Origin of the sequence: Micromonospora qiuiae (assembly GCF_016863555.1) — a bacterium.
GTDB classification, from domain to species: Bacteria; Actinomycetota; Actinomycetes; order Mycobacteriales; family Micromonosporaceae; genus Micromonospora; species Micromonospora qiuiae.
Genome location: NZ_BOPC01000082.1, coordinates 1 through 25,493, shown reverse-complemented (window position 1 = coordinate 25,493; position 25,493 = coordinate 1). Strand labels below are relative to the sequence as shown.

Annotated in this window: 25 protein-coding genes; 13 read left to right on the top strand and 12 right to left on the bottom strand. The window is 71.2% G+C overall.

Going from position 1 to position 25,493, the window contains the following annotated elements; all coding sequences use genetic code 11:
- Window positions 1–266 precede the first annotated feature (266 nt).
- The 5 genes from Vqi01_RS24480 to Vqi01_RS24460 all read right to left on the bottom strand — a co-directional run bounded on the left by Vqi01_RS24480 (window position 267) and on the right by Vqi01_RS24460 (window position 5,694).
- A complete protein-coding gene (locus Vqi01_RS24480) occupies window positions 267–1,691 on the bottom strand; it encodes an arginase family protein (protein ID WP_239098630.1) in 1,425 nt (474 codons plus the stop codon).
- 71 nt (window positions 1,692–1,762) lie between these two features.
- Window positions 1,763–2,674 (bottom strand): tetratricopeptide repeat protein, encoded by a 912-nt coding sequence (locus Vqi01_RS24475; protein ID WP_204037196.1) that lies wholly within the window; start codon window positions 2,672–2,674, stop codon window positions 1,763–1,765.
- A 139-nt stretch (window positions 2,675–2,813) separates the two neighbouring features.
- Window positions 2,814–3,218 carry an Asp23/Gls24 family envelope stress response protein gene (locus Vqi01_RS24470; RefSeq protein ID WP_204037195.1) on the bottom strand — a complete coding sequence of 135 codons (405 nt, stop codon included), beginning with the start codon at window positions 3,216–3,218 and terminating at the stop codon, window positions 2,814–2,816.
- A gap of 152 nt (window positions 3,219–3,370) precedes the next feature.
- Window positions 3,371–4,306, bottom strand: a complete 936-nt coding sequence (gene meaB / locus Vqi01_RS24465; protein ID WP_239098631.1) for a methylmalonyl Co-A mutase-associated GTPase MeaB — start codon at window positions 4,304–4,306, stop codon at window positions 3,371–3,373.
- A gap of 188 nt (window positions 4,307–4,494) precedes the next feature.
- Window positions 4,495–5,694 (bottom strand): acetyl-CoA C-acetyltransferase, encoded by a 1,200-nt coding sequence (locus tag Vqi01_RS24460; protein WP_204037193.1) that lies wholly within the window; start codon window positions 5,692–5,694, stop codon window positions 4,495–4,497.
- A 63-nt stretch (window positions 5,695–5,757) separates the two neighbouring features.
- Between Vqi01_RS24460 and mce the strand changes: the two genes are divergently transcribed.
- From mce to Vqi01_RS24445, 3 genes are all read left to right on the top strand, one after another.
- The gene (mce, locus tag Vqi01_RS24455; RefSeq protein WP_204037192.1) at window positions 5,758–6,219 is read left to right on the top strand and encodes a methylmalonyl-CoA epimerase; all 462 of its coding nucleotides are present in this window, start codon (window positions 5,758–5,760) and stop codon (window positions 6,217–6,219) included.
- Between the two features lie 391 nt (window positions 6,220–6,610).
- Window positions 6,611–7,876: a DivIVA domain-containing protein gene (locus tag Vqi01_RS24450; protein ID WP_204037191.1), complete on the top strand. Its 1,266-nt coding sequence runs from the start codon at window positions 6,611–6,613 to the stop codon at window positions 7,874–7,876.
- A 174-nt stretch (window positions 7,877–8,050) separates the two neighbouring features.
- Complete coding sequence (locus Vqi01_RS24445) at window positions 8,051–10,378, top strand: hypothetical protein (RefSeq protein WP_204037190.1); 2,328 nt, start codon at window positions 8,051–8,053, stop codon at window positions 10,376–10,378.
- Between the two features lie 69 nt (window positions 10,379–10,447).
- On the opposite strand, the gene Vqi01_RS24440 is transcribed toward Vqi01_RS24445, so the two are convergent.
- The gene (locus Vqi01_RS24440; protein ID WP_204037202.1) at window positions 10,448–10,780 is read right to left on the bottom strand and encodes a hypothetical protein; all 333 of its coding nucleotides are present in this window, start codon (window positions 10,778–10,780) and stop codon (window positions 10,448–10,450) included.
- Window positions 10,781–11,102: 322 nt separating this feature from the next.
- Between Vqi01_RS24440 and Vqi01_RS24435 the strand changes: the two genes are divergently transcribed.
- The 3 genes from Vqi01_RS24435 (at window position 11,103) to Vqi01_RS24425 (ending at window position 13,428) form a co-directional block, all read left to right on the top strand.
- Complete coding sequence (locus tag Vqi01_RS24435) at window positions 11,103–11,903, top strand: helix-turn-helix domain-containing protein (protein ID WP_204037189.1); 801 nt, start codon at window positions 11,103–11,105, stop codon at window positions 11,901–11,903.
- Window positions 11,894–12,076, top strand: a complete 183-nt coding sequence (locus Vqi01_RS24430) for a DUF397 domain-containing protein (RefSeq protein ID WP_204037188.1) — start codon at window positions 11,894–11,896, stop codon at window positions 12,074–12,076. The genes Vqi01_RS24435 and Vqi01_RS24430 overlap by 10 nt, the downstream gene beginning before the upstream one ends.
- Before the next feature lie 266 nt (window positions 12,077–12,342).
- On the top strand, window positions 12,343–13,428 hold the full coding sequence (locus tag Vqi01_RS24425) for an AI-2E family transporter (RefSeq protein ID WP_204037187.1): 1,086 nt from the start codon (window positions 12,343–12,345) through the stop codon (window positions 13,426–13,428).
- Window positions 13,429–13,481: 53 nt separating this feature from the next.
- On the opposite strand, the gene Vqi01_RS24420 is transcribed toward Vqi01_RS24425, so the two are convergent.
- The 4 genes from Vqi01_RS24420 to Vqi01_RS24405 all read right to left on the bottom strand — a co-directional run bounded on the left by Vqi01_RS24420 (window position 13,482) and on the right by Vqi01_RS24405 (window position 17,171).
- A complete protein-coding gene (locus Vqi01_RS24420) occupies window positions 13,482–14,291 on the bottom strand; it encodes an alpha/beta hydrolase (RefSeq protein WP_204037186.1) in 810 nt (269 codons plus the stop codon).
- A 242-nt stretch (window positions 14,292–14,533) separates the two neighbouring features.
- Window positions 14,534–14,857, bottom strand: a complete 324-nt coding sequence (locus Vqi01_RS24415; RefSeq protein WP_372444425.1) for an Rv1322 family protein — start codon at window positions 14,855–14,857, stop codon at window positions 14,534–14,536.
- 140 nt (window positions 14,858–14,997) lie between these two features.
- Window positions 14,998–16,650 carry a 3-hydroxyacyl-CoA dehydrogenase family protein gene (locus tag Vqi01_RS24410; RefSeq protein WP_204037185.1) on the bottom strand — a complete coding sequence of 551 codons (1,653 nt, stop codon included), beginning with the start codon at window positions 16,648–16,650 and terminating at the stop codon, window positions 14,998–15,000.
- A gap of 47 nt (window positions 16,651–16,697) precedes the next feature.
- Window positions 16,698–17,171 (bottom strand): FHA domain-containing protein, encoded by a 474-nt coding sequence (locus Vqi01_RS24405; RefSeq protein ID WP_204037184.1) that lies wholly within the window; start codon window positions 17,169–17,171, stop codon window positions 16,698–16,700.
- Window positions 17,172–17,355: 184 nt separating this feature from the next.
- On the opposite strand from Vqi01_RS24405, the gene Vqi01_RS24400 reads away from it, so the two are divergent.
- A complete protein-coding gene (locus Vqi01_RS24400; protein WP_204037183.1) occupies window positions 17,356–18,852 on the top strand; it encodes an aldehyde dehydrogenase family protein in 1,497 nt (498 codons plus the stop codon).
- Window positions 18,853–18,890: 38 nt separating this feature from the next.
- Here the strand turns inward: Vqi01_RS24400 and nucS are convergent, their stop codons facing one another.
- Entirely contained in the window at window positions 18,891–19,550 is a 660-nt protein-coding gene (nucS, locus tag Vqi01_RS24395; RefSeq protein ID WP_204037182.1) for an endonuclease NucS, read from the bottom strand.
- A gap of 71 nt (window positions 19,551–19,621) precedes the next feature.
- Between nucS and Vqi01_RS24390 the strand changes: the two genes are divergently transcribed.
- From Vqi01_RS24390 to Vqi01_RS24375, 4 genes are all read left to right on the top strand, one after another.
- The gene (locus Vqi01_RS24390) at window positions 19,622–20,242 is read left to right on the top strand and encodes a DUF4126 domain-containing protein (protein ID WP_204037200.1); all 621 of its coding nucleotides are present in this window, start codon (window positions 19,622–19,624) and stop codon (window positions 20,240–20,242) included.
- 60 nt (window positions 20,243–20,302) lie between these two features.
- On the top strand, window positions 20,303–21,226 hold the full coding sequence (locus Vqi01_RS24385) for a polysaccharide deacetylase family protein (protein WP_239098629.1): 924 nt from the start codon (window positions 20,303–20,305) through the stop codon (window positions 21,224–21,226).
- A gap of 143 nt (window positions 21,227–21,369) precedes the next feature.
- Window positions 21,370–22,254, top strand: a complete 885-nt coding sequence (locus tag Vqi01_RS24380) for an ABC transporter ATP-binding protein (RefSeq protein WP_204037181.1) — start codon at window positions 21,370–21,372, stop codon at window positions 22,252–22,254.
- On the top strand, window positions 22,251–23,096 hold the full coding sequence (locus tag Vqi01_RS24375) for an ABC transporter permease (RefSeq protein WP_204037180.1): 846 nt from the start codon (window positions 22,251–22,253) through the stop codon (window positions 23,094–23,096). Before Vqi01_RS24380 ends, Vqi01_RS24375 begins: the two co-directional genes overlap by 4 nt.
- Before the next feature lie 36 nt (window positions 23,097–23,132).
- Here Vqi01_RS24375 and murA read toward each other — a convergent pair whose 3' ends face one another.
- Complete coding sequence (gene murA / locus Vqi01_RS24370) at window positions 23,133–24,575, bottom strand: UDP-N-acetylglucosamine 1-carboxyvinyltransferase (protein ID WP_204037179.1); 1,443 nt, start codon at window positions 24,573–24,575, stop codon at window positions 23,133–23,135.
- Between murA and Vqi01_RS24365 the strand changes: the two genes are divergently transcribed.
- Window positions 24,574–25,146: a cob(I)yrinic acid a,c-diamide adenosyltransferase gene (locus Vqi01_RS24365; protein ID WP_204037178.1), complete on the top strand. Its 573-nt coding sequence runs from the start codon at window positions 24,574–24,576 to the stop codon at window positions 25,144–25,146. The two genes, murA and Vqi01_RS24365, sit on opposite strands and share 2 nt — an antisense overlap.
- Window positions 25,122–25,421 (top strand): VOC family protein, encoded by a 300-nt coding sequence (locus Vqi01_RS24360; protein ID WP_204037177.1) that lies wholly within the window; start codon window positions 25,122–25,124, stop codon window positions 25,419–25,421. Before Vqi01_RS24365 ends, Vqi01_RS24360 begins: the two co-directional genes overlap by 25 nt.
- Window positions 25,422–25,493: the final 72 nt, after the last annotated feature.

The following is a 25,493-nucleotide window of genomic DNA, read 5'->3' as shown; positions in this document are numbered from 1 at the left end:
TCGGCGCATCCGGACCGGCGGGCGAGGCGGGTTGCGGCATGTCGGGGTATCCCGGCCGATTGAGGACGCCAGTTGCGGCATCTCGTGCGCAGGCTCGCCGCCCCAGACGCCAGTTGATCGACTCCGTTACGGCGGGATGGCGGTATCCGGTCGACCGGGACACCGCCGTTACGCCGGAAACGGTGATGAGCAGCCCTAGACCAGGCGGTCAGGCGGTCGCGGGAGGCGGTCAGGCGGTCAGGCGGTCGCGGGAGGCGGTCAGGCCGTCAGGCCGCCGGGTGTGGGCGCCGAACGGACGACTCTTCGGCCGGGTCACCGGTGCCGTCCAGGTCCGACTCGTCGGCAACCGGATCGTGGCCGTCCTGCGCTGGGTTCCCGTCGTTCGAGCCAGCCTTTTCCGGGCGGTCCTGGTCGTCGAACGTCGACTGCGTCAGCTGTTCCGCCGGGCTCCCGGCGGTCTCCGCCCCAGGCCCGAGCAAACCAGGCGCGGACGAACCAGGCCCGGCCGAACCAAGACCAGCCAAACCAGGCCCGGCCGAACCCGCCCCGGACGAACCAGGCCCGGCCGAACCAAGACCAGACGAACCAGGCCCGGCCGAACCCGCCCCGGGCGAACCAGGCCCGGCCGAACCCGCCCCGAGCAAACCAGGCCCGGGCGAACCAGGACCAGACGAACCAGGCCCAGGCGCGGGTGGCGTGGCGGGGCGGTCGGTGGGGTGGCGGGGTGCCGGGGCGGCCCGTTCGGCCCGCGCACGCAGGCGGGGCGGCACCGATCCGGGGGCGGTGACCGGGCGCAGGCCGGCGACCACGGTGTTGACGATCTCGGCGGCGTACGCGCCGTCCGGGTCGTAGTCGGGGTCGAAGACGGTCAGCTCGACGCCGAGGCAGTGCGGGGTGTCCACCAGGCCGGCGAGCAGGATCTCCAGTTCGGCGAAGGCGATGCCGCCGGGTTCGGGGGCGTCGACCGCCGGCATCACGGCTGGGTCGAGCACATCCACGTCGACGTGCACCCAGTAGCCGGCGCAGTCGGCGAGTTGCTCGTGCGCCCACTGCGCGCTGCGCGCCGCCCCCTCGGCCCGCAACGTCGGCACCGGCCTGGTGATGATGCCGGCGGCCTGGAGGTCGAGCCGGTACTCGTCATGCGACCGGATGCCGAGCACCACCACATCGATGTCCCGGAAGTAGGGTCGCCGGCCCTCGATGGCCGCCAGGTCGGCCTGGCCGCGCCCGGTGACCAGGGCGAGGGCCTCGCCCGCCGCCGCGCCCACGTACGAGGCGTTGCCCGGGTGCCGGAAGTCGGAGTGGCCGTCGACGAAAACCAGCCCGATCCGGCCGCCGACCGCCTCGCCGAGCCGGTGCATGGCCAGCGCCGAGCCGAGCAGGATCGAGCAGTCACCACCGAGCACCACGGGAAACTCGCTCCGGTCGATGAGGGCTCCGATCCGGTCGGCCAGCGCCGCCGAGTAGTCGGCGATCTCGCGCGCATGGCACACCCCGTCGCCCGGCCGCCAGTCACCGGCGTCGTACCGGGGCGAAGTCAGACAGCCGGCGTCGCGGGCCCGCAGCCGGGGCAGCAGGCCCTGGTCGCGCAGAGCGCCGGGCGCCTTCGCGCAGCCCGGTACCGAGGTGAACGTGGGTGGGCGCAGGCCGAGGTTGCTCGGTGCGTCGAGGACGGCGATCCGGCGCATCATGGGCTCCCGTCCCCCGGTGTCTCCGGCGGGCCGGCGGCGCTACGCCGGCCCGCACTGGCGTGGCAGCTACGTCAGAACAGGGCGCTGGCCAGGGACCGGCGGGCCGAGGCGACCACGGGGTCCTCCGGCCCGGCGATGGTGAACAGGCCGACGAGGTGCTGGCGTACCTTCTCCCGGTCGTCGCCGGCGGTACGCCGGACCACCCCGATCAGCCGCTGGTACGCCTGCTCGGCCTGGCCGCTGAGCACCTCGATGTCGGCGGCCAGCAGTTGGGCGTCGACATCGGCCGGATCGGCCGCCGCAGCGGCGAGGGCCGCCTGCGGGTCGACGCCGGCCACCCGACGGGCGAGCCCGACCTGGGCCAGCCCGGCCTCCGCCGCGGCGTCCGTCGGGGCCTCGGCCAGGATTTTCCGGTACGCCCGCTCGGCGGCGTCCAGGTCGCCGTTCATCAGGGCGTCGTCCGCCTCGTCGAGACGGGGATCCTCCGGGGCGGCCACCTCGACCCCGCCGGCCTTGAGCACGGCCTGGATCCACTGGCGTAGTTGCGGCTCGGGCACCACTCCGGAGAAGGCGTCGACCGGCTGCCCGCCGACCACCGCGTACACCATCGGGATGCCCTGCACCCGGAACATCTGCGCCAACCGCGGGTTGGCGTCCACGTCGACCTTCGCGAGCACCCAGGCGCCGCCGCCCTCCACCGCCAAGCGCTCCAGCACCGGCGAGAGCTGCTTGCAGGGCTGGCACCACTCGGCCCAGAAGTCCACCACCACGGGTGTGGTCAGCGAGCGCTCCAGGACCTCGGACTGGAAGGTCGCCTCGGTCACGTCGACGACGGTGACTCCGCCGACGGCGCCGCCGGGCGCACCGGCGGGGGGACCCGCCTGTGCCGGTGCCGGGGCGGGACTGGGGGCAGGACTGCGCAGCGCGCTGAGGTCGACCGCGCCGCGGGTGAAAATCGACGAGGTGATCCGTGGGTCGCTCATGGTTATCTAGTCTCGCACGCGATTTGCCGAACTCAGATCAACCGCGGCCCGCACAGTTGCGACTGTCACCCCTGCCCACCCGCCCCGGACGAGCAGCGCCCTCCGGGGCCCGTGTCCGGTAGGTGATCGAGCGGCGTCCTCAGGTGGTGGTCCCGCCGATAGCCACGTCGTCGACCCGGATGTTGATCTCGTCGACCCGCAGCCCGTACGCCTCGACCGCCTGGGTCACCCCGGCCCGCACCGCCGTGGTCACCTCGGGCACCGGATGCCCGGCGTCGGTCACGATGACCAGGTTGATCACCGCGCCGCCGTTGACGACGTGGGCGGAGCAGCCGCGTCGGGCGTCGCCCACCTGGTCCAGCCCGACCCGGTCGAGCACCGCGTTGAAGAACCGCGCGATGTCCCCGCCGAGCTCGACCACGCCGGGCACGGCCTTCGCCGCGGCCACCGCGATCTTCTCCACCACCTCGTCCGAGATGTGCGTACGGCCACCCGCCACCGCGTCCGGCGTCATCGGCAACTCCTGCGTCATCTCGTGGTCCATGCTCTCTCCCGCGGCCGGCTACCTGCCCCGCGTGCATCGCGGGGCGGTGCGAGCCTAACCGCCCGGCATCCTCAACAGTGGACGCCGACGGATCGGAGAAGGACGCCGTTGGCAGGACCAGGGGCGCCGTCGGCGAGGGCCAGTCCTACGGTCTACCCGGCCAGTTGGGCGAGCAACGCGTCGGCGGCGCGGTACGGGTCGGTCGTACCGGCGGCCACCTCAGCGGCGAGCGCCGGCAGCTGCGTACCGTCGCGCAGCGAGCCGATCCGGGCCCGCAGGGTGCCCAGCGCGATCGCCTCGATCTCGGCGGCGGCCCGCGCCTCGCGGCGGCGGCGCAGCTCGTCGTGCTCGACCAGCCAGCCGCGGTGCTTGTCTATCGCGGCGGCGATGTCGTCGATCCCCTCGCTGCGGACGGCCACGGCCCGCACCACCTGCGGCCGCCACTGGCCCGGCCCGCGCTCGCCGAGCGCGATCATGCCCTGGATGTCCCGGACGGTCGCGTCGGCGCCGTCGCGGTCGGCCTTGTTGACCACGAAGACGTCGGCGATCTCCAGGATGCCGGCCTTCACCGCCTGGATCGCGTCGCCCATGCCGGGCGCGAGCAGCACCAGAGTGGTGTCGGCGAGCGAGGCGACGTCGACCTCGGCCTGCCCGACACCGACCGTCTCCACCAGCACCACGTCGCAGCCGGCGCCCTCCAGCACCCGCACCGCCTGCGGGGTGGCCGCCGACAGCCCACCGAGGTGACCTCGGCTGGACATCGAGCGGATGTAGACGCCCGGATCGGTGGCATGGCCCTGCATGCGTACCCGGTCACCGAGGATCGCCCCGCCGGTGAACGGGCTGGACGGATCGATGGCCAGCACGCCGACCCGGTGGCCCCGGGCCCGCAGGGCGCGCACCAGCTCGTTGGTGGTGGTCGACTTGCCCACTCCGGGGGAGCCGGTGAGACCGACCACCTGGGCCTGGCCGGCGTAGGGGGCGAGCGCGGCGGCGATGGCCGGCAGCGTCTCGTCGCCGGACTCGACCAGGGTGATCAGCCGGGCCACCGCGCGGGCGTCACCCTCGCGGGCCCGCCCGACCAGCATCGGTACGTCCCGACTGCGACGTACCGGATCGGTGGCCGCGGCCGGAGCGCCGCCGTCCGACCGGCTCACCGCGTCGCCTCAGCCGGACCCGACCTGCTCGGCACGCTCACCGCGCCGCCTCTCGCTGGCCCGGCTCGCTCGGCGCCCTCACCGCGCCGCCTCTCGCGGACTCCGCTCGCTCGGTACCCTCACCGCGCGCTCTCCGCTGCGGCGGGCACGTGGATGATCAGGGCGTCGCCCTGGCCGCCGCCACCGCAGAGCGCCGCCGCGCCGGTGCCGCCGCCACGCCGCTTGAGCTCCATCGCGAGGGTGAGCACCAGCCGGGCACCGGACATCCCGATCGGGTGGCCCAGCGCGATCGCACCGCCGTTCACGTTGACCTTGTCCGGGCTGACCCCGAGGTCACGGATGGATTGGATGCCGACCTGGGCGAACGCCTCGTTGATCTCGATCAGGTCGAGGTCGGAGACGCTCAGCCCGCCCTTGCGCAGGGCGTGCTGGATGGCGTTGGACGGCTGCGAGTGCAGCGAGTTGTCCGGACCGGCGACGTTGCCGTGCGCCCCCACCTCGGCCAGCCAGTCCAGGCCGAGTTCCTTGGCCTTCGCCTTGCTCATCACGACCACCGCCGCGGCACCGTCGGAGATCGGCGAGGAACTGCCGGCGGTGATGGTGCCGTCGGAGGCGAAGGCGGGCCGCAGCTTGGCCAGGGACTCGACGGTGGCGTCCGGCCGGATGCCCTCGTCCTCGCTGATCACCAACGGGTCGCCCTTGCGCTGGGGGATGACGACCGGGGTGATCTCGTCGGCGAAGTACCCGTTCTTCTGCGCGGCGGCGGCCCGCTGGTGGCTGGCGGCGGCGAACTCGTCCTGCTCCTGGCGGGTGATGCCGCGGGTGCTGCCGTGCCGCTCGGTGGACTCACCCATCGAGCAGCAGTCCCAGGCGTCGCTCAGCCCGTCGAGCGCCATGTGGTCCTTGAGGGTCACGTCGCCGTACTTGTGGCCGCCGCGCTGACCGAGCAGCAGGTGCGGGGCGTTGGTCATCGACTCCATGCCGCCGGCCACCACGATGTCGAACTCGCCGGCCCGGATCAGCTGGTCGGCCAGGGCGATCGCGTCCAGGCCGGAGAGGCAGACCTTGTTGATCGTCAGGGCCGGCACCGACATCGGGATGCCCGCCGCCACGGCCGCCTGGCGGGCCGGGATCTGCCCGGTACCGGCCTGGAGCACCTGCCCCATGATCACGTACTGCACCTGGTCCGGCGCGACCCCGGCCCGCTCCAGCGCCGCAGAGATGGCGATGCCACCGAGCTTGGTCGCCGGTAGGTCCTTGAGGTTGCCCAGCAGGCGCCCCATCGGGGTCCGCGCGCCGCTGACGATCACCGAAGCCATGCCTGCCTGCCTCCGAGGGGTGCCGTCTGTACGCCTTAACGGTTATTCGGCCAGACTAACGCCATGCCTGAGAACTCCCCCGTCGAGCCCGCTGCCGACTATGTCACAGACATCGGTCTGCGCCGCATCGATCATGTTGGGATCGCGGTCGCGGACCTCGACGCCGCGATCGACTTCTATCAGCGGACGTTCGGGATGCGCTGCGTGCACACCGAAACCAACACCGAGCAGGGCGTACGCGAGGCGATGCTGGCGGTCGGGCCGACCACCGAGGGCGGCTGCGTGCAACTGCTCGCCCCGCTGACCCCGGAGTCGGCCATCGCGAAGTTCCTCGACCGCAACGGCCCGGGCGTGCAGCAGGTGGCGTACACCGTGGCGGACATCGACGCCGCTTGCGCCGCGCTGCGCGAACGCGGCCTTCGCCTGCTCTACGACACCCCGCGACGCGGCACCGCCGGCTCGCGGATCAACTTCGTCCACCCCAAGGACGCCCACGGCGTCCTGATCGAACTGGTCGAGGTGTAAGGAGGGGGCCCTTCTTAACGCCTCGTGTATAGGAAGGGCCCCTTCTTAACAAGCCCTCTCAGGAGCCGCGAGGCGCGCGTCAGCTTCGGGACGGAACCGTCTGAGCGATGGGCCGGCGCTGACTTGACGGACGAGTCACGGATAGGCCCTTCGGCGAACTGCGGTCGGCCTCCATCCACCCGGCGGACGAGATCGAGCCGGATGGAAACAATCGCTCGGAGTTGGCCCGCCCGGCGGTCCTATTCCACGTCACGCTGCGTACCCCCCGGGCTCCGCCCGGAGCTGGCACGATCGCCCCTCGGCGCGACTGTGTGGCGGCTCGTCCAGTTGACCATGTAATGAGGACGGCACGGCCTTGGAAGCACCCCCGAGTGTCTGCCAGTATGTCCCAATGCCCCAGCAACAGTCCTCCCCTCTCGCGTTCTTCGATAACGCGAACTCGCAGCCCGATTTCACGGTTGGCCTGCGCGGGTACAACACCGGTCAGGTCGACGACTTCATCGGCCGGCTGAACGCCGCACTGAGCCAGGCCAACAAGGACCGCGCCGACGCCGAGCAGGCGCTCAACGACGCGCAGCGCCGGCTCCGGCAGTCCGAGCAGCGGCTCGCCGCCCTGGAGCAGAAGCTCACCGACACCAGCAAGCAGCTGGAGGAGAACAGCCGGCCCACGCTGTCCGGGCTCGGCACCCGGGTGGAGCAGATCCTCCGGCTCGCCGAGGAGCAGGCCAACGACCACCGCAACGAGGCCAAGCGCGAGTCGGAGGGCATCCTCTCCGCGGCCCGCCTCGAGGCCCGGGAAATCACCGACAAGGCGCGGGCCGAGGCGGCGGCGATGAAGGCCACCGCCGAGCGGGAGGCGGGCAACGTCCGTACCGCGGCCGAGCGGGAGGCGGCCGAGATGCGGGTCCAGGCCCGCCGGGAGGCCGACACGCTGCGCGCCGACGCGGAGCGGGAGACCAAGCAGTTGCGTACGGTGACCGCCCACGAGGTCGCCGAGCTGAAGTCCACGGTGGAGCGGGAGGTGGCCACCCTTCGGGCCACCGCGGAGCGCGAGATCACCCAGCAGCGGGCCAAGGCCGCTCGCGAGGCCGAGGAGAAGCGCGCGGAGGCGACCAAGCTGCTCACCGACGCCCGGGACAAGCGCGACAAGGACCTTCAGGCCCTGGAGCTCCAGCTCGCCGAGCGCCGGGAGAAGGCCGAGCGCGAGGAGTCGGAGCGGCACGCCGCCCAGGTCGCGCAGACGCAGAAGCTGGTCAACGAGGCCGAGCAGCGGGCCCGGGCCGCGCAGGAGCGGGCCAAGGAGATCGAGCAGCGCGCCGAGTCCCGCCGGGTCGAGTCGGAGCGCACCGCCACCGAGACCGTCGAGAAGGCCAAGGCCCTTGCGGAGCGTACGCTCAGCGAGGCACGGGCCGAGTCGCAGCGCCTGCTCAACGAGGCGCGTACGGAGGCCGAGCTGACCACCCAGGCGGCCCGTCGCGAGGTCGAGGACCTCACCCGGCAGAAGGATGCCGTCACCTCCCAGCTCGGGCAGATGCTCTCCGGCCTGGCCGGCATCGTGCCGGGCGTGCCCAACTCGAGCGCCGCCACGCCGGACAAGGCGGAGGCCAAGAAGGCGGACGACGCCGGCGAGAAGGTGACTGCGGAAACCTCCAGCTGAGCAACCACCGGGGCATGATCCACGGCGCGGGGTGACACCGGTTGACGGTGACGCCCCGCGCCGCCCTGCGTCTAACAGAGCCCCACCGATCGGGTGCGTCGACGCGTGAGTCAGCTCCCAATCCTGAGCGTCCGTATCGCCCCAGCAGGGCCTGATGCGTGTGAGGATGGGTGTATGTCGCACGGCGAGGAACTGTTCACCCTCGGCGGGGATGTGACCACGGAGCCCTACTTCGAGTCCGCCCTGCGTGGGTACGACAAACGACAGGTCGAAAAGTACGTCGCTCGGGCCGAGCACGAGATCGAGACGCTGGCGGCCGAACGGGAACAGGCGTACACCCAGATCCACAAGCTGGCCGGCCAGGTCGAGGTGCTGCAGCGTGACCTGACTCAGGTGCGCAAGCAGGTCGGGGTGGTCGACCGGGCCGCGTTCCGGCACCTCGGCCCGCGGGTGGAGCAGATTCTCGCGCTGGCCGAGGAGCAGGCCGAGGACATTCTTGCCGCCGCGAACGAGGAGATCGAGGCCCGCCGGGCCGCCGCCGAGCACATCATCGAGGAGGCGCGGGCCGAGGCCGCGAAGGCGCTCAAGGACTTCGAAATCGCCCTGGCTGCCCGCCGGGCCGAGGAGGAGCGGCAGGCCGCGGCGCGACGGGCGGAGTCTGAGGCCGCCAGCAAGGCGGCCAAGGAGGAGGCCGCCCGGCTGCGCAAGACCGCCCAGGATGCGCTGGCCCGGGCCGAGCAGGAGGCCACGCAGCTTCGGGACACCGCCAAGGAGATCCACGCCCGGGCCCAGCAGGAGGCCAACAAGCTGCGCGAGGCGGCTCGCGAGGCGCAGGCCACCGCCCAGCAGGAGGCGACCCAGCTGCGCGAGGCCGCCAAGGAGGTGCACGCCAAGGCCCAGCAGGAGGCCAAGCGCCTAATCGACCAGGCCACCGAGGCCGGGCGCGCCACCCACGCCAAGGCACGCCAGGAGGCCAAGCAGATCATCGACGACGCCGCCGAGGCAGGGCGGGCAGCCCGCAACAAGGCCCGCCAGGAGTCGGAGCGGCTGACCCTCCAGGCCGCTGAGGCGGCCAAGCGCACCCGCGCCGAGACCGAGGCGTACGCCCAGCGCATGCGCAGCGAGACCGAGGCGTACGTGCAGAACGCGCGGTCGCAGGCGCAGCAGGAGTTGGGTGCCTGGCGAGCCGGGGTGGAGAAGGAGGTCAACGGCCGACGCGAGGCGGCTGACCGGGAACTCGCCGAGCGTAAGGCGACCGCCGAGCGCGAGTTCACCAGCCGCCGGGACGAACTGGAGAAGCAGTACAAAGCCCGTAACGCCGAGCTGAACCAGCTGATCACCACCCGGACCGCAGAACTCGACGAGCACATCCGCTCCCGCACCGCTGAGCTGGAGTCCGGTTTCGAGGCGCGCCGGGCGGAGCTGGAGGCGGATTACACCGCGCGAAAGAACGAGATCGAGCAGAGCGCCGACCAGGTCCGCCAAGCCGCCGAGCAGGAGGCCACCAGGCTCCGCGCGCAGGCCGAAAAGCAGGCCGGCGAGCTGCTGCGCCAGGCCGAGACCGAGACGGCCGCCCAGCGCCGCGAGGCCGAGGAGTACGCGACGAACCTCCGGCACGAGGCCGAGGAGTACGCGACGACCACGCGCCGCGAGGCGGACGAGCACGCCACCCGCACCCGTCGAGAGGCCGAGGAGTACGTCGCCTCCTCCCGCCGTCAGTTCGAGGAGTACGCGGCCACCACGCAGCAGCACCTCGCCACCACTCAGCAGCACCTGGCGGCTACGCAGCAGGAGGCGGCGGCCAGCCGCCAGCAGCTCGCCCAGGTGATGCTGGAGATCGCCAAGGCCCAGCAGCAGCTCGCCGACCTGCGTCAGGAGACCTGGAAGTCCCGGCAGGAGTCCGACGAGTTGCAGCGCAAGCTGCTTGACCTGCGCCTAGAGGCGGCCTCGGCACCGGACGGCCCGACCTCGCCCGCCCCCGCCGGCTCGGGCACGCCGGTGTCCCCCGGTCTGGCCGGTGCCGCCGCGATCACCGTCGAGGCCACGGCCAACGGCCGGCTGCCCGGCACAGGCGATGCGGTCGCCGCCCCCGCCGGCACCTCCACCGCCGGCACCGCACCCGCCGCAGACGACGGCGGCATCGTCCCCGCCGGCACCGCACCCGCCGCGGACGGCGGCGTCACCGTCCCCGCCGGAACCCTCGCCGACGACACCACAACCGGCACGGACGACGGCGTACCGGCGACGAAGCCGGCCGCGGAGCCGGTCACCACCGTCGAGGATCCACCGGCGACGACATCGACCGCCACGCCGACCACCGTTGACGGTGCTGCCGCGAGCGCGGGGGTGGAGGGCGAGCCGACGGTGGCGGCCGTACCGGGTGAGGGCGGCCGAGGCGCCACCCCGACGAAGATCACCAGCACCGGCGAGAACGGCAAGCGCCCCACCAAACCGACCACCGACGAGCGCAGCGCCAAGCCGAGCAAGGTCACCTCCGACTGATCCTGGCGCGACCGCTGAAAGTGGCCCTCGGAACGGGTCACGGCGGGTCCCGGGTGGTCGACGGCCGATCTACGGCGCGACGGCCGGTCTACGGCGGGAGATGCCCCAGGTGACGAACCGGTCGAACAACGCGCTGGGCTCCGGGCCGTCGTGCGGGTTGAGGTGATAGAGGTCGCGCATCGCTTCGTACATCATGCCGGCGAGGTAGATGGTCAGGCCGACGTTGTTGCCGTCGTACTCCAGCCGCAGCAGCAACCGTGCCTCGCCGCACGGCCAGGGCTGCCCGTCCGAGCGGCAGCACCAGGTCGGCCGGAGCGGAGTGTGCGGCACACGGCCGCCGACGGCGCGGGGGCGCTCGGGATGGGGGCCACGGCCTGGCGTCGGCAGCCTACTGCTGATCATGTCCGGTGCGGGCCCCGCTGACGTCCACTCACTACTCACGTCGTCCTCCGTTGGGAACCTCTGGGTGCACCTGTTGTCGTTCGGGCGGCAACAAGTGCACCCAGATCGGCTGGATGGGGCCGCCCCTCGGGGAAAGACAAGGCGGCCCCGGCCTGAACCCGTCCGCGCCCTCCCCGGCGGCGGACCGGCCCGGCATGGCTGACAGTCTGGTGATCGCACCACTACTCTCGGAAGGCATCGAGGCTGGCCGTAGCGCCGCTGCGTAACCGATGCGCCGCCGGAGAATGCCGAGTGATTTTCGGCCGACAACTGTGGAGGCACTGTGCAGGAATCGACGGCGGATCTGATCCGGGCACAGTTGCGCCGGCTACGCGTGGCCGCCGGGCTCAGCCAGGAGGAGTTCGGCAAGCTGGTGCACTACTCGGCGTCGATGGTTTCCGCCGTCGAGACCGGCAGCCGGCCGTACGACCGGCCGTTCCTGGCCCGCACCGACGAGGCGCTCGGCTCCGGTGGTCTGCTGGTGTCGCTGCTACGCATCGCCGAGCGCGAGGGCCAGCCCGCATCGCTCCTGCCCTGGCTGGATATCCAACACATGGCCCGGCAGCTCCGGGTGTTCGAGCCGACGCTCATCCCAGGTCTGCTACAGAGCGAGGGATACGTCCGCGCGGTGATCCGCTGCGACGACCTGCTCAGCGACGAGGATGTGGAGCAGCGCGTCGCAGCACGGCTGGACCGGCAGGCCATCCTCAACCAGCCCGATCCGCCTCAGCTCATCGCGGTCATCGACGAGGCCATCCTGCATCGGCACGCCGAAAGCTTTCGGGCACTCATGATCGACCAGGTCAAGCACCTGATCGCCTGCGCCGAGCGCCCAAACGTCAGTGTGCACGTCATTCCGCTCAGTGCCGGACTGCACATCGGCCTTTTCGGGCCGTTCTCACTGGTCAGGGGCATCGACGGCGGCTGGGTGGCAACGATGGAGACTCAACTGACTGCCACGCCGATCGACGGGGAGACGGAACTGGCTACCCTGCTGGCACGGTGGGAGACAGTGCGCAACGAAGCGCTCTCCCGCCAGCAGTCGATCGAACTCCTCAAGGAGGTGGCGAAGTCATGGAGTTGAGCGGCGCGAGGTGGCGCACCGCGATCCGCAGCGCGCACACCAACTGCGTTGAGGTGGCCGATAATCTGGCCGGCATGGTTGCCGTCCGCGACAGCAAGGACCGGCAGGGCCCGGTGCTGACGTTCACTCCACAGAGCTGGCACTGCTTCGTCGCCAGGATCAAGCGACACTGAACTCCGAAAGCGAGCGGAGAAGCCGAATGCGGCAGGACGATGCGAGGCAACCCACGCCCGGACAGCCCACGGCCGGGCGCCCCGCAACGAAGGCAGCGGAATCCGACGACGGGCCGGCAGCGATGCCCTCGACCGCATCCGACAAAGCCTCGGCACCCGCGCCGGCGCAATCGGCACACACGGCAGCCGCATCGACAGAGCCGGCACTCCCGCCAGGACACCCGGCACCCGCATCGGCAGAGTCGGCGTCCGCGCCGGCGCATCCGATGTCCGTGCCCGGTCAACGGGCGGTGGGCGGGGACGGGGGACGATTCGGTACGCCGGGGCGGCCGTTACGGCGCAACAGTTTTCTGGTCGGGTTCACCGGGGCGCTCGGCGTGCTGTCCGCGTACGCCGTCTATCTGGGCCTGCGTAACGCGGCCGGGATCCTGGTCCTGGTAGTCATCGCGCTGTTCCTCGCGGTGGGCCTGCACCCGGCGGTGGTCCGGCTGCGGTCCTGGGGTCTGCCGCGCGGGCTGGCCGTGGCGGTCGTCGCGCTGACCGTGCTGGCGCTGCTCGGCGCTGGCGTGCTGGCCCTGGTGCCGCCGATCGTGACCCAGACCGGGCAGTTCATCGAGCAACTGCCGAGCTACCTTGAGGCGCTGCAGCGCAACGAGACCGTCAACGACCTGGTCGTACGCTTCGATCTGATGCGCCGAGCCCAGGAAGCGGCCAACCCGGACGTGGTCGGCCGGGCGCTGGGCGGCGTGCTCGGCGGCGCACAACTGCTGTTCGGCACGGTGTTCCGGGTGCTGACCGTACTGGTGCTGACCATCTACTTCCTGGTCTACTTCGACCGGATGCGTGACCTCGGATATGCGCTGGTGCCCCGGTCGCGACGCGAGCGGGTGCAGTTGATCGGCGACGAGATCCTCGCCAAGGTCGGGGCGTACATGGTGGGGGCGCTGACCATCGCGGTGCTGGCCGGCGCGGTCGCGTTCGTCTTCGCGCTGGCCGTCGGCCTGCCGTACCCGTTCGCGCTGGCGGTGGTGGTCGCGGTGACCGACCTCATTCCGCAGATCGGCGCGACGCTCGGTGCGGTGATCGTCAGCCTGGTCGGCTTCGCCACCAGCCCGTCCATCGGCATCGCCTGCGTGGTCTTCTTCGTGGTCTACCAGCAGATCGAGAACTACCTCATCTATCCCAAGATCATGCGCCGATCGGTGCAGGTCAACGAGGTGGCCGCGCTGGTCGCCGCGTTGCTCGGCGTCTCCCTGCTGGGGGTGATCGGCGCCCTGATCGCCATCCCGACCGTGGCCGCCGTGCAGCTCATCCTGCGTGAGGTGGTGGTCCCCCGTCAGGACGCCCGCTGAGGCGGTGGCGACCAAGAGGCGGCGATCAGACGGCGGCGGCGACCAGGAGGCGACTACTCGGCCCGGCGTTGCTGCGGGCCCGAGACCGGGACGTCGGCGAAGGCGGCTACGGTGCGGTCGGCGTAGGCGCTGGCGTCGCCGGTCTCCATCGGGCCGTCCCAGGTGGTGGGCAGCGGCACCGGCACCGCCGGGTTGACCCGCCGCACCACTTCGTCCAGCACGGTTTCGGCGTCGCCCACCCAGAGGTGCTTCGCGCCCGGCACCCCGACCACCTCGGCCTGCGGCACCGCGGCGAACCGCTCGCGCGCCTGCTCCGGGCGTAGGTAGTCGTCGAACTCCGGCACCAACGCGGTCAGCGGCTTGCCTGATTCGGCCCAGGTGGCCAGGTCGGTCGGCTCGGCGAAGCGCAGCGGCGGGGAGAGCAGGATCGCCCCGATCACCGCCGGGTCACAGCCGTACTTGAGCACCAGGTCGGTGCCGAACGACCAGCCGAGCAGCCAGACGTCGGGCAGCTCGTGGAACTCGGCGTACTCGATGGCGGCGGCCACGTCGAAGCGCTCGCCGACGGCAGAGTCGAACGCTCCCTCGCTGGTGCCACGCACGCTGCTGGTGCCCCGGGTGTTGAATCGGAGCACGGCCACGTCGGCCAGTGCGGGCAACCGCCAGGCTGCCTTCCGGAACACGTGGCTGTCCATCATGCCGCCGTGAGTGGGCAGCGGGTGCAGGCAGACCAGGGTAGCGGCCGGCTCACGGTCGACCGGGCGGGCCAACTCGCCGACCAGGCGCAGACCGTCCGCGGTGTGCAGCTCGATGTCCTCCCGGTGACCGGGCAGGATCGACGACGCGCGGATGCTCTTGCTCACCCCACCAGTTTCCCGCACCCCGAGCCGCGCCGCCCACCAAGCCGGCCGATGTGTAAGGAAGGGCACCTTATTAACGCCTACGGTAGAGGAAGGGCCCCCTTTTAACGCCGCCACACCGCCGCCGCGCCGCACCGCCGCCACACGGCCCCCGCGCCGCACCGCCGCGACACCGCACCGCTGCGCACACCGCCGCCGCACCGCACCGCCGCGGCACCGCTGTGCGCGGCCCGCAGCGGTGAGGATCAGCTGTGGCGCGGGCCACGACCGCGCTGGATGATCGGGCCACGCCGTTCGCGGGCCCGCCAGCACCCGCTGTGCCAGTGCCGCCGATCGGTGAGGTCGCCCCGGCCGTCGGCAGGCCACGCCACCACGTGCGCCACGCCGGGGCGGATCTCCTGGTCACACCCCGGACAGCGGTACGTCTTCACCGACGCGCCGCCGCTGATCCCGCGTACCTGCCAGTCGCCGTCCCGCCAGTGCTGCACCGCGGCGACGCCGTGCCGGGCCCGTTCGACATCCAGGCGTTCGGCGTCCTCGCGATGGCGGCGGTTACGACGAGGGCTCACGTCACCCAGCGTACGACCGACGCGGCGTCGGCCCGGCACGGGCTCCGGCGTGATCGCCGTCTGCCACGGAACTCGGGTCCGGTGTTAATAGGGGGCCCTTCCTCTACCGCAGGCGTTAATAAGGTGCCCTTCCTTACACCTCAGCGGAAGCTGTGGGAGCCGGCGGTGACCATCTGCTCGAGTAGCGGCACGGGAGCGAGGCCGGGTTCGCGCAACTGACGGTAGAGGCTCCGCTGGATGGCCAGCGCCACGTCCAGGCCGACCGTGTCGAGCAGCTCGAACGGGCCCACCGGGTAGCCGCAGCCGAGCTTCATCGCGTGGTCGATGTCGTCGACGGTGGAGTAGTTCGCCTCCAACATCCGCACCGCGTCGTTCAGGTACGGGAACAGCAGCGCGTTGACGATGAATCCTGCCCGGTCCCCGCAGATCACGCCGGTCTTGCCGAGCGCGGCACAGACGGCCCGAGCCAGGACGGTGGTCTGCGGTGAGGTGCGGATCGTCCGGACGATCTCCACCAGTGGCACCGCCGGGTCGAAGAAGTGCAAGCCCACCACGTCGGCCGGGCGTCCGGTGGCCATCGCCAACTCGATCACCGGCAGCGACGAGGTCGTGGTGGCCAGCACGACGCCGGGCTTGCAGATCTTGTCCAGGCTGGCGAAGAGCGCCTTCTTGGCGTCCAACTCCTCGGCGACCGCCTCGATCACCAGGTCGACGTCGGCCAACTGCTCCAGCGTCGCGGGCCAGGACTGCCCGGTGTTCGGGTCGACCGAGACGACCTCGTACCCGGCCCTGGCGAAGACCTCGATCAGGCCGGCGGCCGTCGCGCCGGCGCCGACCACGCCCACCTTCGCGATCCCGCGCGCCCCGTCGGTCGCCGACGGCTCCGCCGGGCCCGGCGTGTGCTCGTCCGGTACGACCTTCGACGAGCCGGGTCGCTCGTAGGTGTAGAAGCCCCGGCCCGATTTTCGACCGAGCAGTCCCGCGGTCACCATCTGCCGCAGCAGCGGCACCGGGGCGTGCCGGCGGTCCCGCCCGCCACGCCGGTACATGGTGTTCAAAATCTCGTACGCGGTGTCCAGGCCGATCAGGTCCAGCAGGGCGAGCGGGCCCATCGGCAGCCCGCAGCCGAGCTTCATCGCCGCGTCGATGTCCTCGCGGGTGGCGTACCCGGTCTCGAACATGCCGACCGCATGGTTGAGGTAGCCGAACAGCAGAGCGTTGGCGATGAAACCGGCCCGGTCGTTGATGGTCACGTCGACCTTGCCGAGGCGACCGCAGAGCGCCTCCGCATCGGCCACCACGTCGGCGGAGGTGACCACCGTACGCACAACCTCGACCAGCTTCATCACCGGCGCGGGATTGAAGAAGTGCAGCCCGATGACCTGATCAGGCCGAGCGGTGGCCACGGCGAGCTCGGTGACGCTCAGCGACGAGGTGTTGGTGGCGAGGATGGCGTCCGGACGGCAGACCCGGTCCAGCTCGGCGAAGATCCGCTGCTTGAGGTCGAGGCGCTCGGGCACCGCCTCGATCACCAGGTCCACCGTGCGCAGCGCGTCCAGCCCGACGGCGAAGGTGACCCGGCCCAGTAGCGCGTCCCGGTCCGCCGCGGCGAGCTTGCCCCTGGCCACTGCCCGGTCCGTGGAGCCGGTCAGGTGTGCCCGCCCGCGCTCCAGGGCGGCCTCGGAAATCTCCACGGCGACCACGTCGATGCCGTTGCGGGCGAAGACCTCGACGATGCCGGCACCCATGGTGCCCAGCCCCACCACACCCACGCTGGTGAACTCACGCGCCACGACCGGCCTCCCCTGCCCACTTCGCACCGACCGGAATTGAACGGCCGCTAAGGTCTTGCGCGCGAGTCTGCCACGTGGCACCCGGTTGTCGAGGCGCGGTGGCCTATTTCACCGGTCGGCTCGAGCGCCAGAGGCTGCAGCATCAGCGCCTGCCGTCGGTCCTGCCGCGCCGCGCCGAAACTCAACCCCACCGGATCGGTACGCGCCACCCCTGGGTCATGAAAGCGCAGCTCGGTGCGGCCGAGCCGGATCACGTCGCCGTCGGCGAGTCGGATCATCCCGTTGGTCCTGCCGCCGTTCACCCAGGTGCCGTTCGTGGAGCCGAGGTCCGTCAGGGACACCCCTTCGTCGGCCAGCCGGATCTCAGCGTGCCGCCGGCTCAGGTGCGGGTCGTACACGACGATGTCGACCGCCGGGTCCCGGCCGATCACCTGCGGCTGCCGAGGCAGCCGGAACCCGACCCCGCGCATCGGGCCGCTCGCCACCGTAAGCAGCGGCAACAGTTGTGGATCATCCTCCATGGACAGTCAGCCCCCAACCACAAGCGATCACCCTGCGTCAGCTTGCCATCACCATATGGCCACCTGCACCGCCGCCCGGTCACCCATGAGTGACCGGGCGGGTACTTTGCGCTCGAACCTTGCGGCGATCGAACCCCGTCCGGCATCCCTACCCACCGGTAGGAACCGGGTCTAAACTTCCGCCATGAATGCTGTGCGGATCCCCGGCACCGCGGTGATCGAGGGCGACCATCTGGTCTCGACCAGCCCGGCGACGGGCAGCGAGGTGGGGCGTGTCCCGGTGGCCGGCACGGCGGATGTCGTACGCGCCGTGGAGCAGGCCCGCGACGCGGGCCACTGGTGGGCGGGGCTCGGCTTCACCGGGCGACGCGAACGGCTGCTGCGCTGGCGACGGCTGCTCGCCCAGCGGATGGAACAGCTCGCGGAGCTGGTGCACGTCGAGGGCGGCAAACCGGTCCCCGACGCGCTGGTCGAGATCGTGATCGCCGTGGAGCACATCGACTGGGCGACCCGCAACGCACGTCGGGTGCTCGGTGCCCGCCGGATGCGCTCCCGGCTCGTGCTGGCCGAGTTCTCGGCCCACCTGGAGTATCAGCCGTACGGGGTGGTCGGCGTCATCGGTCCCTGGAACTACCCCGTCTTCACCCCCATCGGCTCCGTCGCGTACGCGCTGGCCGCCGGCAACGCGGTGGTCTTCAAGCCCAGCGAGTACACCCCGGTCGTCGGGCAGTGGCTGGTCGACACCTTCGCCGAGGTGGTGCCCGAGCAGCCGGTGTTCACCGCGGTGCACGGGCTCGGCGACGTCGGCGCGGCACTGTGCCGTGCCGGCGTCGACAAGCTCGCCTTCACCGGTTCGGCGGCGACCGCGCGGAAGGTGATGGCGGCCTGCGCCGAGTCACTGACCCCGGTGCTCGTCGAGGCCGGCGGCAAGGACGCGATGATCGTCGACGCCGACGCCGACCTGGACGCCGCAGCCGAGGCGTGCGTCTGGGGCGCGATGACCAACGCCGGCCAGACCTGCATCGGCATCGAGCGGGTCTACGCCGTGGAGCCGGTGTTCGACGCCTTCGTCGACAAGGTCGTCCAGCGCGCCGGGCGGCTCACCGTGGGCCCGGAGGACGCGGACATCGGCCCGATCACCATGCCGAGTCAACTCGACGTCATCCGCCGGCACATCTCCGACGCCCTGGCCCGGGGCGGTCGTGCGGCGCTCGGCGGGCCAGATGCCGTGCAACCGCCGTACGCGCACCCCACCGTGCTGGTGGACGTGCCCGAGGATTCCGTCGCGGTCCGCGAGGAGACCTTCGGCCCCACCCTGACGGTGAACCGGGTCCGCGACGCGGACGAGGCCGTCGCCCGCGCCAACGCCCTGCCGTACGGCCTCGGTGGCTCGGTCTTCGGCCGGCGTCGGGCGGCGACCATCGCGCGGCGGCTGCGCTCCGGGATGGCCTCGGTCAACTCGACCCTCACCTTCGCCGGAATGTCCACCCTTCCGTTCGGCGGGGTCGGCGAGTCGGGCTTCGGCCGCATCCACGGCGCGGACGGGCTACGCGAGTTCGCTCGCGCGAAGGCGGTGACTCGCCGCCGCGCCCGGTCGCTGCTCCCCTCGACCACGTTCGAGCGGACCCCCGCCGACGTCGCGCGCCTGGTGAAGGCAGTCAAGATGCTGTACGGCAGGTGACGCCGCCCCGTGCCACGCCCGGAGGCCGGCTGGTGGACCTAGAAGAGGGTCAGTTCGTCGCGCTCGATGCCGCGTAGCCGGTCGTAGTCCAGCACCACACAGCGGATGCCACGGTCCGTGGCGAGCACCCGGGCCTGCGGCTTGATCTCCTGCGCGGCGAAGACCCCGGCGACCGGGGCGAGCAGCGGATCCCGGTTGAGCAGTTCGAGGTAGCGGGTGAGCTGCTCCACGCCGTCGATCTCGCCACGGCGCTTCACCTCGACCGCGACCGTGCCCTGGTTGGCGTCCCGACAGAGCAGGTCGACCGGGCCGATGGCGGTCATGTACTCGCGTCGGATGAGGGTGAACCCCTCGCCCAGCGTCTCCGGGCTGGCCGCCAGCAGTTCCTGGAGGTGCGCTTCCACGCCGTCCTTGCGCAGCCCGGGATCGACACCCAGATCGTACGAGGTGTCCTGGAAGATCTCCTCCAGGGTGATCCGCAATTCCTCGCCGGCCTTGTTGACCACCCGCCAGACGCCGGGCGCCTCCTCCAGCCGGCATGGCGGGCTCATCCAGTTCAACGGCTTGTAGGCCCGGTCGTCGGCGTGGATCGACACCGACCCGTCCGCCTTCACCATCAGCAGCCGGGTGGCCAACGGCAGATGGGCCGAGAGCCGTCCGACGTAGTCCACCGAGCACTTCGCAATCACCAACCGCACGCGACGAGGGTAGCCGAGCCGTCGGGTATCGCCATCGAGCGCCACTGGCGTGCTGGTGCGATGCTGAGATGGTGTTCGAATTGCTCACCGGTACCGGCCTCGCCGCCTCGGCGGGGCTGAACGCGTACATCCCGCTGCTGGTGACGGGTCTGCTGGCCCGCTACACCAGTGTGATCGACCTGCCCGGCGGCTGGCAGTGGCTGGGTAACGAGTGGGTGTTGGGCATCCTCGCGGTGCTGCTCGCGGTCGAAGTCGTCGCCGACAAGGTGCCGGTGGTCGACCACGTCAACGACGTGGTGCAGACGGTGGTCCGCCCGACCGCCGGCGGCTTGGCGTTCGGCGCGGGTTCGGCCGCCGACACGGTGACGGTGAGCGACCCGGACAGCTTCTTCTCCAGCACCGGCCAGTGGCTCCCGGTGCTGGTCGGGGTGCTCATCGCGCTTGGCGTACATTTGCTCAAATCCGCCGCCCGCCCGGTGATCAACGCGACCACGGCCGGGTTCGGGGCCCCGGTGGCGAGCACCGCCGAGGACGCCACCAGCGTGCTGATGTCGCTCGTCGCGATCATCCTGCCGGTGCTGGTGCTGGCGTTCCTGGCCGGGTTCGTCCTTTTCCTGCCCTGGTTCCTCAGGCGTCGCGCGGACCGCCGCAGGGAGCGCCGGGCCGCCCGGGAGGCCGGCTTTCGGGTCTGATCCACGTACGCCGATCGGCCTGGCGCACCATCCAACCGGCGCAGTTGAGATGATCCCGCGGTGCCCGTGAAAATCTCCCGCGTTCCGCTCATCGCCACCCTCGCCGCCGTGGTCGGTGCGGTGGTCCTGCTGGCCGTCGCGAATCCACTCCGGCAGCCGGAAGGCGGCGGCGCCTTCGTCGAACCGTCCACCACGGACCGGGCCGCGGCGGCGATCGCCGACGCAGACCAGAAGCCAGAGGGCCCGGCGCCGACGGGCACGGCGAGCCCGCCACCGCAGGCCGACATCCTGCCCGGCGCGACCCGGCCGGGGACCCTGCCGCCCGTGCTGGACAACGGTCCGCGCACCGGCAACAAGGTCGCGCTCACCTTCGACGCGGACATGACCGACGCCATGCGGTACCAACTGCGCAGCGGCGCCGTGCGGTCGTACGCCAATCTCAAGATCATCGACCTGCTGGAGCGGGAAGGGGTACCCGCCACCTTCTTCCTGACCGGCAAGTGGGTCGAGCAGTACCCGGATGTGACCCGCCGGCTCGCCGCCAATCCCCGCTTCGAGTTGGCCAACCACACCTACGGGCACCTGGCCTTCACGGCGGACTGCTACGGCCTGCCCCGCATCGAGCGGCGGAAGATGACCGCCGACGTGGCCGACACCTTCGACATCGTGAGCGCGTACGGCGGACGGCAGACCCGGTACTTCCGCTTCCCCGGCCTCTGCCACGATCGGGTCGCGCTGGCCGAACTGGCCCCGCTCGGTCTCACGGTCGTCGACGGCGACGTGGTGAGCGGCGATCCGTTCGCGACCGCCTGGCGGCCGATCGTGCGGGCCGTACTGGACAAGGTGCGCCCCGGCTCGGTGGTCGTCCTGCACGTGACGGAGGCCAACGCGCCGATGACCGACGAGGCCCTGCCGCACATCCTGGCCGGACTGGCCGAGCGCGGTCTCGAGCCGGCCCTGCTCTCCGAGGTCCTCAGCGACTGAGCCACCCGTGGGCGCGTTGTTGCCTGACGCGCCCGTGGACGCGTTGTTAAGAAGGGGCCCTTCCTATACACGAGGCGTTAATAAGGTGCCCTTCCTTACACCCCCTCGGAGGGTTGGTGCTGGTGGGGCGCACACTTGACGGCATGAGTGACGACGTCGCGATCCGGGTCCGGGGGCTGCGCAAGGCGTACGGCGACAACGTCGCGGTGGCCGGCCTGGACCTGGACGTCCACCGAGGCGAGGTGTTCGCCCTGCTCGGGCCGAACGGCGCGGGCAAGACCACCACGGTGGAGATCCTGGAGGGCTACCGCCGGCGCGACGCCGGCGAGGTGCGGGTCCTGGGCACCGACCCCGAGTCGGTCCTCGGCGCAGGGCGATCTGGCTCCTCGGAGAGCCTCGCGGCGGACTGGCGGAGCCGGGTCGGCATCGTCCTCCAGGGGACCGGTGAGTTCGACGAGCTGACCGTCGCCGAGGTGGTCGGCCATTTCGCCGGCTTCTACCCGGCCGGGGACGACCCGGACAAGGTGATCGAGCGGGTCGGTCTGGCCGGCAAGGCCCAGGCCCGAACGCACACCCTCTCCGGCGGGCAGAAACGGCGCCTCGACGTGGCGCTGGGCATCATCGGCCGCCCCGAGCTGCTCTTCCTCGACGAGCCGACCACCGGCTTCGACCCGGAGGCCCGGCGTGAGTTCTGGGAGCTGATCCGGGATCTCTCCGCCGCCGGCACCACCATCGTGCTCACCACCCACTACCTGGACGAGGCCGAGGCGCTCGCCGACCGGGTCGGCGTGATCGCCGGCGGCCGACTGATCGAGGTCGCCGCGCCGGACAGCCTGGGCCGGCGGCGGGAGGCACTGGCCACGGTCTCCTGGCGTACGCCTGAGGGTCAAGCCGAGAGCGCGGAGAGCGCGACGCCGACGGCGCTGGTGGCGGAGCTGGCCGCGCGCTTCGGCGGCGAGGTGCCGGGCCTGACCGTCACCCGGCCCACCCTGGAAGACATCTACCTGCGGATGATCGGACAACAATGACCACCACGACGAAGCCGACGGCCCCGGTCGTCGCACCCGCAGCCCGTCGGCTCGGGCCGGCCAGGCTCGCCCTGCGGCAGGGGCGGCTCGAGCTCCGGCAGTTCCTGCGCAGCCGGGAGTCCGTGGTGTTCACCCTGGGCTTCCCGATCATCATGGTGCTGATCTTCGCGTCGATCTTCAACGACGAGATCGCCCCGGGGGTGAGCTACACGCAGTACTTCGTCACCGGCATGATCGCCACCGGTCTGATGACCGTCAGCTTCCAGAATCTCGGCATCTGGATCCCCATCGAGCGGGACCGCGGCGTGCTCAAGCGATACCGGGGCACACCGATGCCGAAGTGGGTGTGGTTCGCCGGCAAGGTGATCATGGTGTTGGTGACCGGCGTGGTGATGACCGCCATGTTGCTCGCCGTCTCGGTCACCCTGTTCGACCTCGATTTGCCGCGCACGGCGACCGCCTGGCTCACCTTCGGCTGGGTCAGCACGCTGGGCATCACCGCCTGCACCCTCTGCGGGATCGCGATCTCGTCATTGGCCCGTACCGCCCGCAGCGGTTCGGCGGTGGTCACGCCGGTGGCGCTGGTGCTCCAGTTCATCTCCGGGGTCTTCTTCGTCTTCACCAACCTGCCGAACTGGATGCAGCAGGTGGCGGCGTTCTTTCCGCTGAAGTGGATGTGCCAGGGGCTGCGCTCGGTCTTCCTGCCGGAGAGCTTCGGTGCCCAGGAGCCCGGTGGTTCGTTCGAGCTGACCCGGGTCGCCCTGGTCCTCGCCGCATGGTGCGTGATCGGCCTGGTGCTCTGCCTCACCACCTTCCGTTGGACCACCCGCCGCGACGGCTGAGGCGGCACTGCGTCGCCGACGGTCGGCTGAGGCGGCTCAGAAGGACAGGTCGGGTTCCTCGGGCATGGTGGCCCGTTCGACCTCGATGCCGAGCGCCCGCAAATCCGCCACGAAGTCGGGATAGCCCCGGTCGACGTGGTGCACGTGGGACACCTCGGTCACCCCGTCGGCGCAGAGCCCCGCGATGATCAGCCCGGCGCCGGCCCGGATGTCGGTGGCCCGTACCGGTGCTCCGGAGAGCCGGTCCCGACCACGTACCACCGCGTGATGCCCGTCGGTCTTGATGTCCGCGCCCAGCCGCATCATCTCGTTGGCGAACATGAACCGGCCGTCGAAGATGTTCTCGGTGATCAGTGAGGCGCCGTCACTGAGCGCGGCGAGCCCGATCGCCATCGGCAGCAGGTCGGTGGCGAAGCCGGGATAGGGCAGCGTCACCACGTCGACCGCCCGCGGTCGGTCGTCCATGCGTACCCGAAAGGCGTCCGCCCGGGTCTCCACCAACCCGCCGGCCGCGACCACCTTGTCCAGCGCGACCTCCAGAAACGCCGGGTCCACGCCGGTCACGGTGACGTCGCCGCGGGTCATCGCCGCACCGAAGGCCCAGGTCCCGGCGACGATCCGGTCGCCCACGGTGGCATGCCGGACCGGCTGGAGCCGGGGTACCCCGATGATCCTGATAGTGGAGGTGCCCTCGCCCTCGATCAGCGCACCCATCCGCTGGAGCATGGTGCAGATGTCCACGATCTCCGGCTCGCGGGCGGCGTTATCGATCACGGTGGTGCCGTTGGCCAGCACCGCCGCCATGACCAGATTCTCGGTCGCCCCGACGCTGGGAAAATCCAACGTGATCTCCGCGCCGTGCAGGCCGTCGGGCGCGGAGGCGATCACGAAACCATGCTCGCCGCAGATGTCGGCGCCCATCCGGGTCAGCCCGGAGACGTGCATGTCCAACCCGCGCGAGCCGATCGCGTCGCCGCCCGGGTGGGCCACTCGCACGTAACCGCGCCGGGCCAGCAGCGGGCCGAGCACGCAGATCGACGCGCGCAGCCGGCGGACCAGGTCGTAGTCGGCCTCGACGCCCGGCTGCTCGGGCACGTCGATGCTGACCGATCGGGACCGGGCCACGCCGCCGCCCGCGACCATCGGATCGATCGGGTCGTCCGCGTCGAACCGTACGTCGCAGCCCAACCGGCGCAGCACCTCGCCCATGATGGCGATGTCGGTGATCCGTGGCGCGTTGGTGATCACGCTCCGGCCGGGGGCGAGCAGCGCAGCGGCCATCAGCTTCAACGCCGAGTTCTTCGCACCCACCACGTGCACGGTGCCGGCGAGCCGGGCCCCACCGGACACCCGGATGACGTCGACGTCGGCGATCCCCGGATCACCGGCGTCACCCGGGCCCATCCCGGCGGACCGGCCGGGGCCTACCCCCGGTCGCGCCGGGATGGTCAGGTCCGGTATCCGTAGGCTGTGCGTCATGGCCGTCCACCTCACGCGCATCTACACAAAGGCCGGCGATGCCGGCATGACCAGGCTGAGCAACAACGAGCAGGTGCCGAAGACCGATCCACGGATCGCCGCGTACGCCGACGTCGACGAGTGCAACGCCGCGCTCGGCGTGGCACTCGCCCTGGGCCATCTCGGCGACGACCTACGGGCGGTGCTCGGGCAAATCCAGAACGACCTGTTCGACGTCGGGGCCGACCTGTCCACCCCGGTCGAGCCGGACCCGAAGTATCCACCGCTGCGGGTCACCGAGGAGTACGTCGAGCGCCTCGAAGGCTGGTGCGACGAGTACAACAGGCGCCTGAGCAAGCTCGACTCCTTCATCCTTCCGGGCGGCACCACGGGCGCGGCGCTACTGCACGTGGCGCGGACGACCGCCCGGCGCGCCGAGCGCTCGGCATGGGCCCTCGTCGCACACGACCCCGACCGGACCAGCACGCTCCCGGCCAAGTATCTCAACCGGCTTTCGGATTTGTTCTTTATCCTGTCAAGAACGGCAAATCCGGACGGAGATGTGCTATGGGTGCCGGGCGGAGGCCGGTGACGGTCGGTGCGCTGCACCACGTGGAACTCTGGGTACCCGACCTGAGCGCCGCAATGCGCAGCTGGGGATGGCTCCTCGGTGAATTGAGCCTCAACCACCTGGCCTTCCACGCCGGCTCACCCGCTGCCGTGGACCGGCTGGTCGAACAGGCCCCGGCGTACGGCTGGGAACTGCTCTTCCCCGACCGCCATCCGTACGCCGGCGGGCCCGACACCTACGCCGGTTACCTGGCCGACGGGCAGGGGTACGAGGTCGAGCTGGTGGCGAATTCCTGAGCGGATGCGTCCACGGGCCTTTGGGCTGCACCTCGGTGGCTGGGCGTTGGGGACGGAGGACGGAAATGCCGA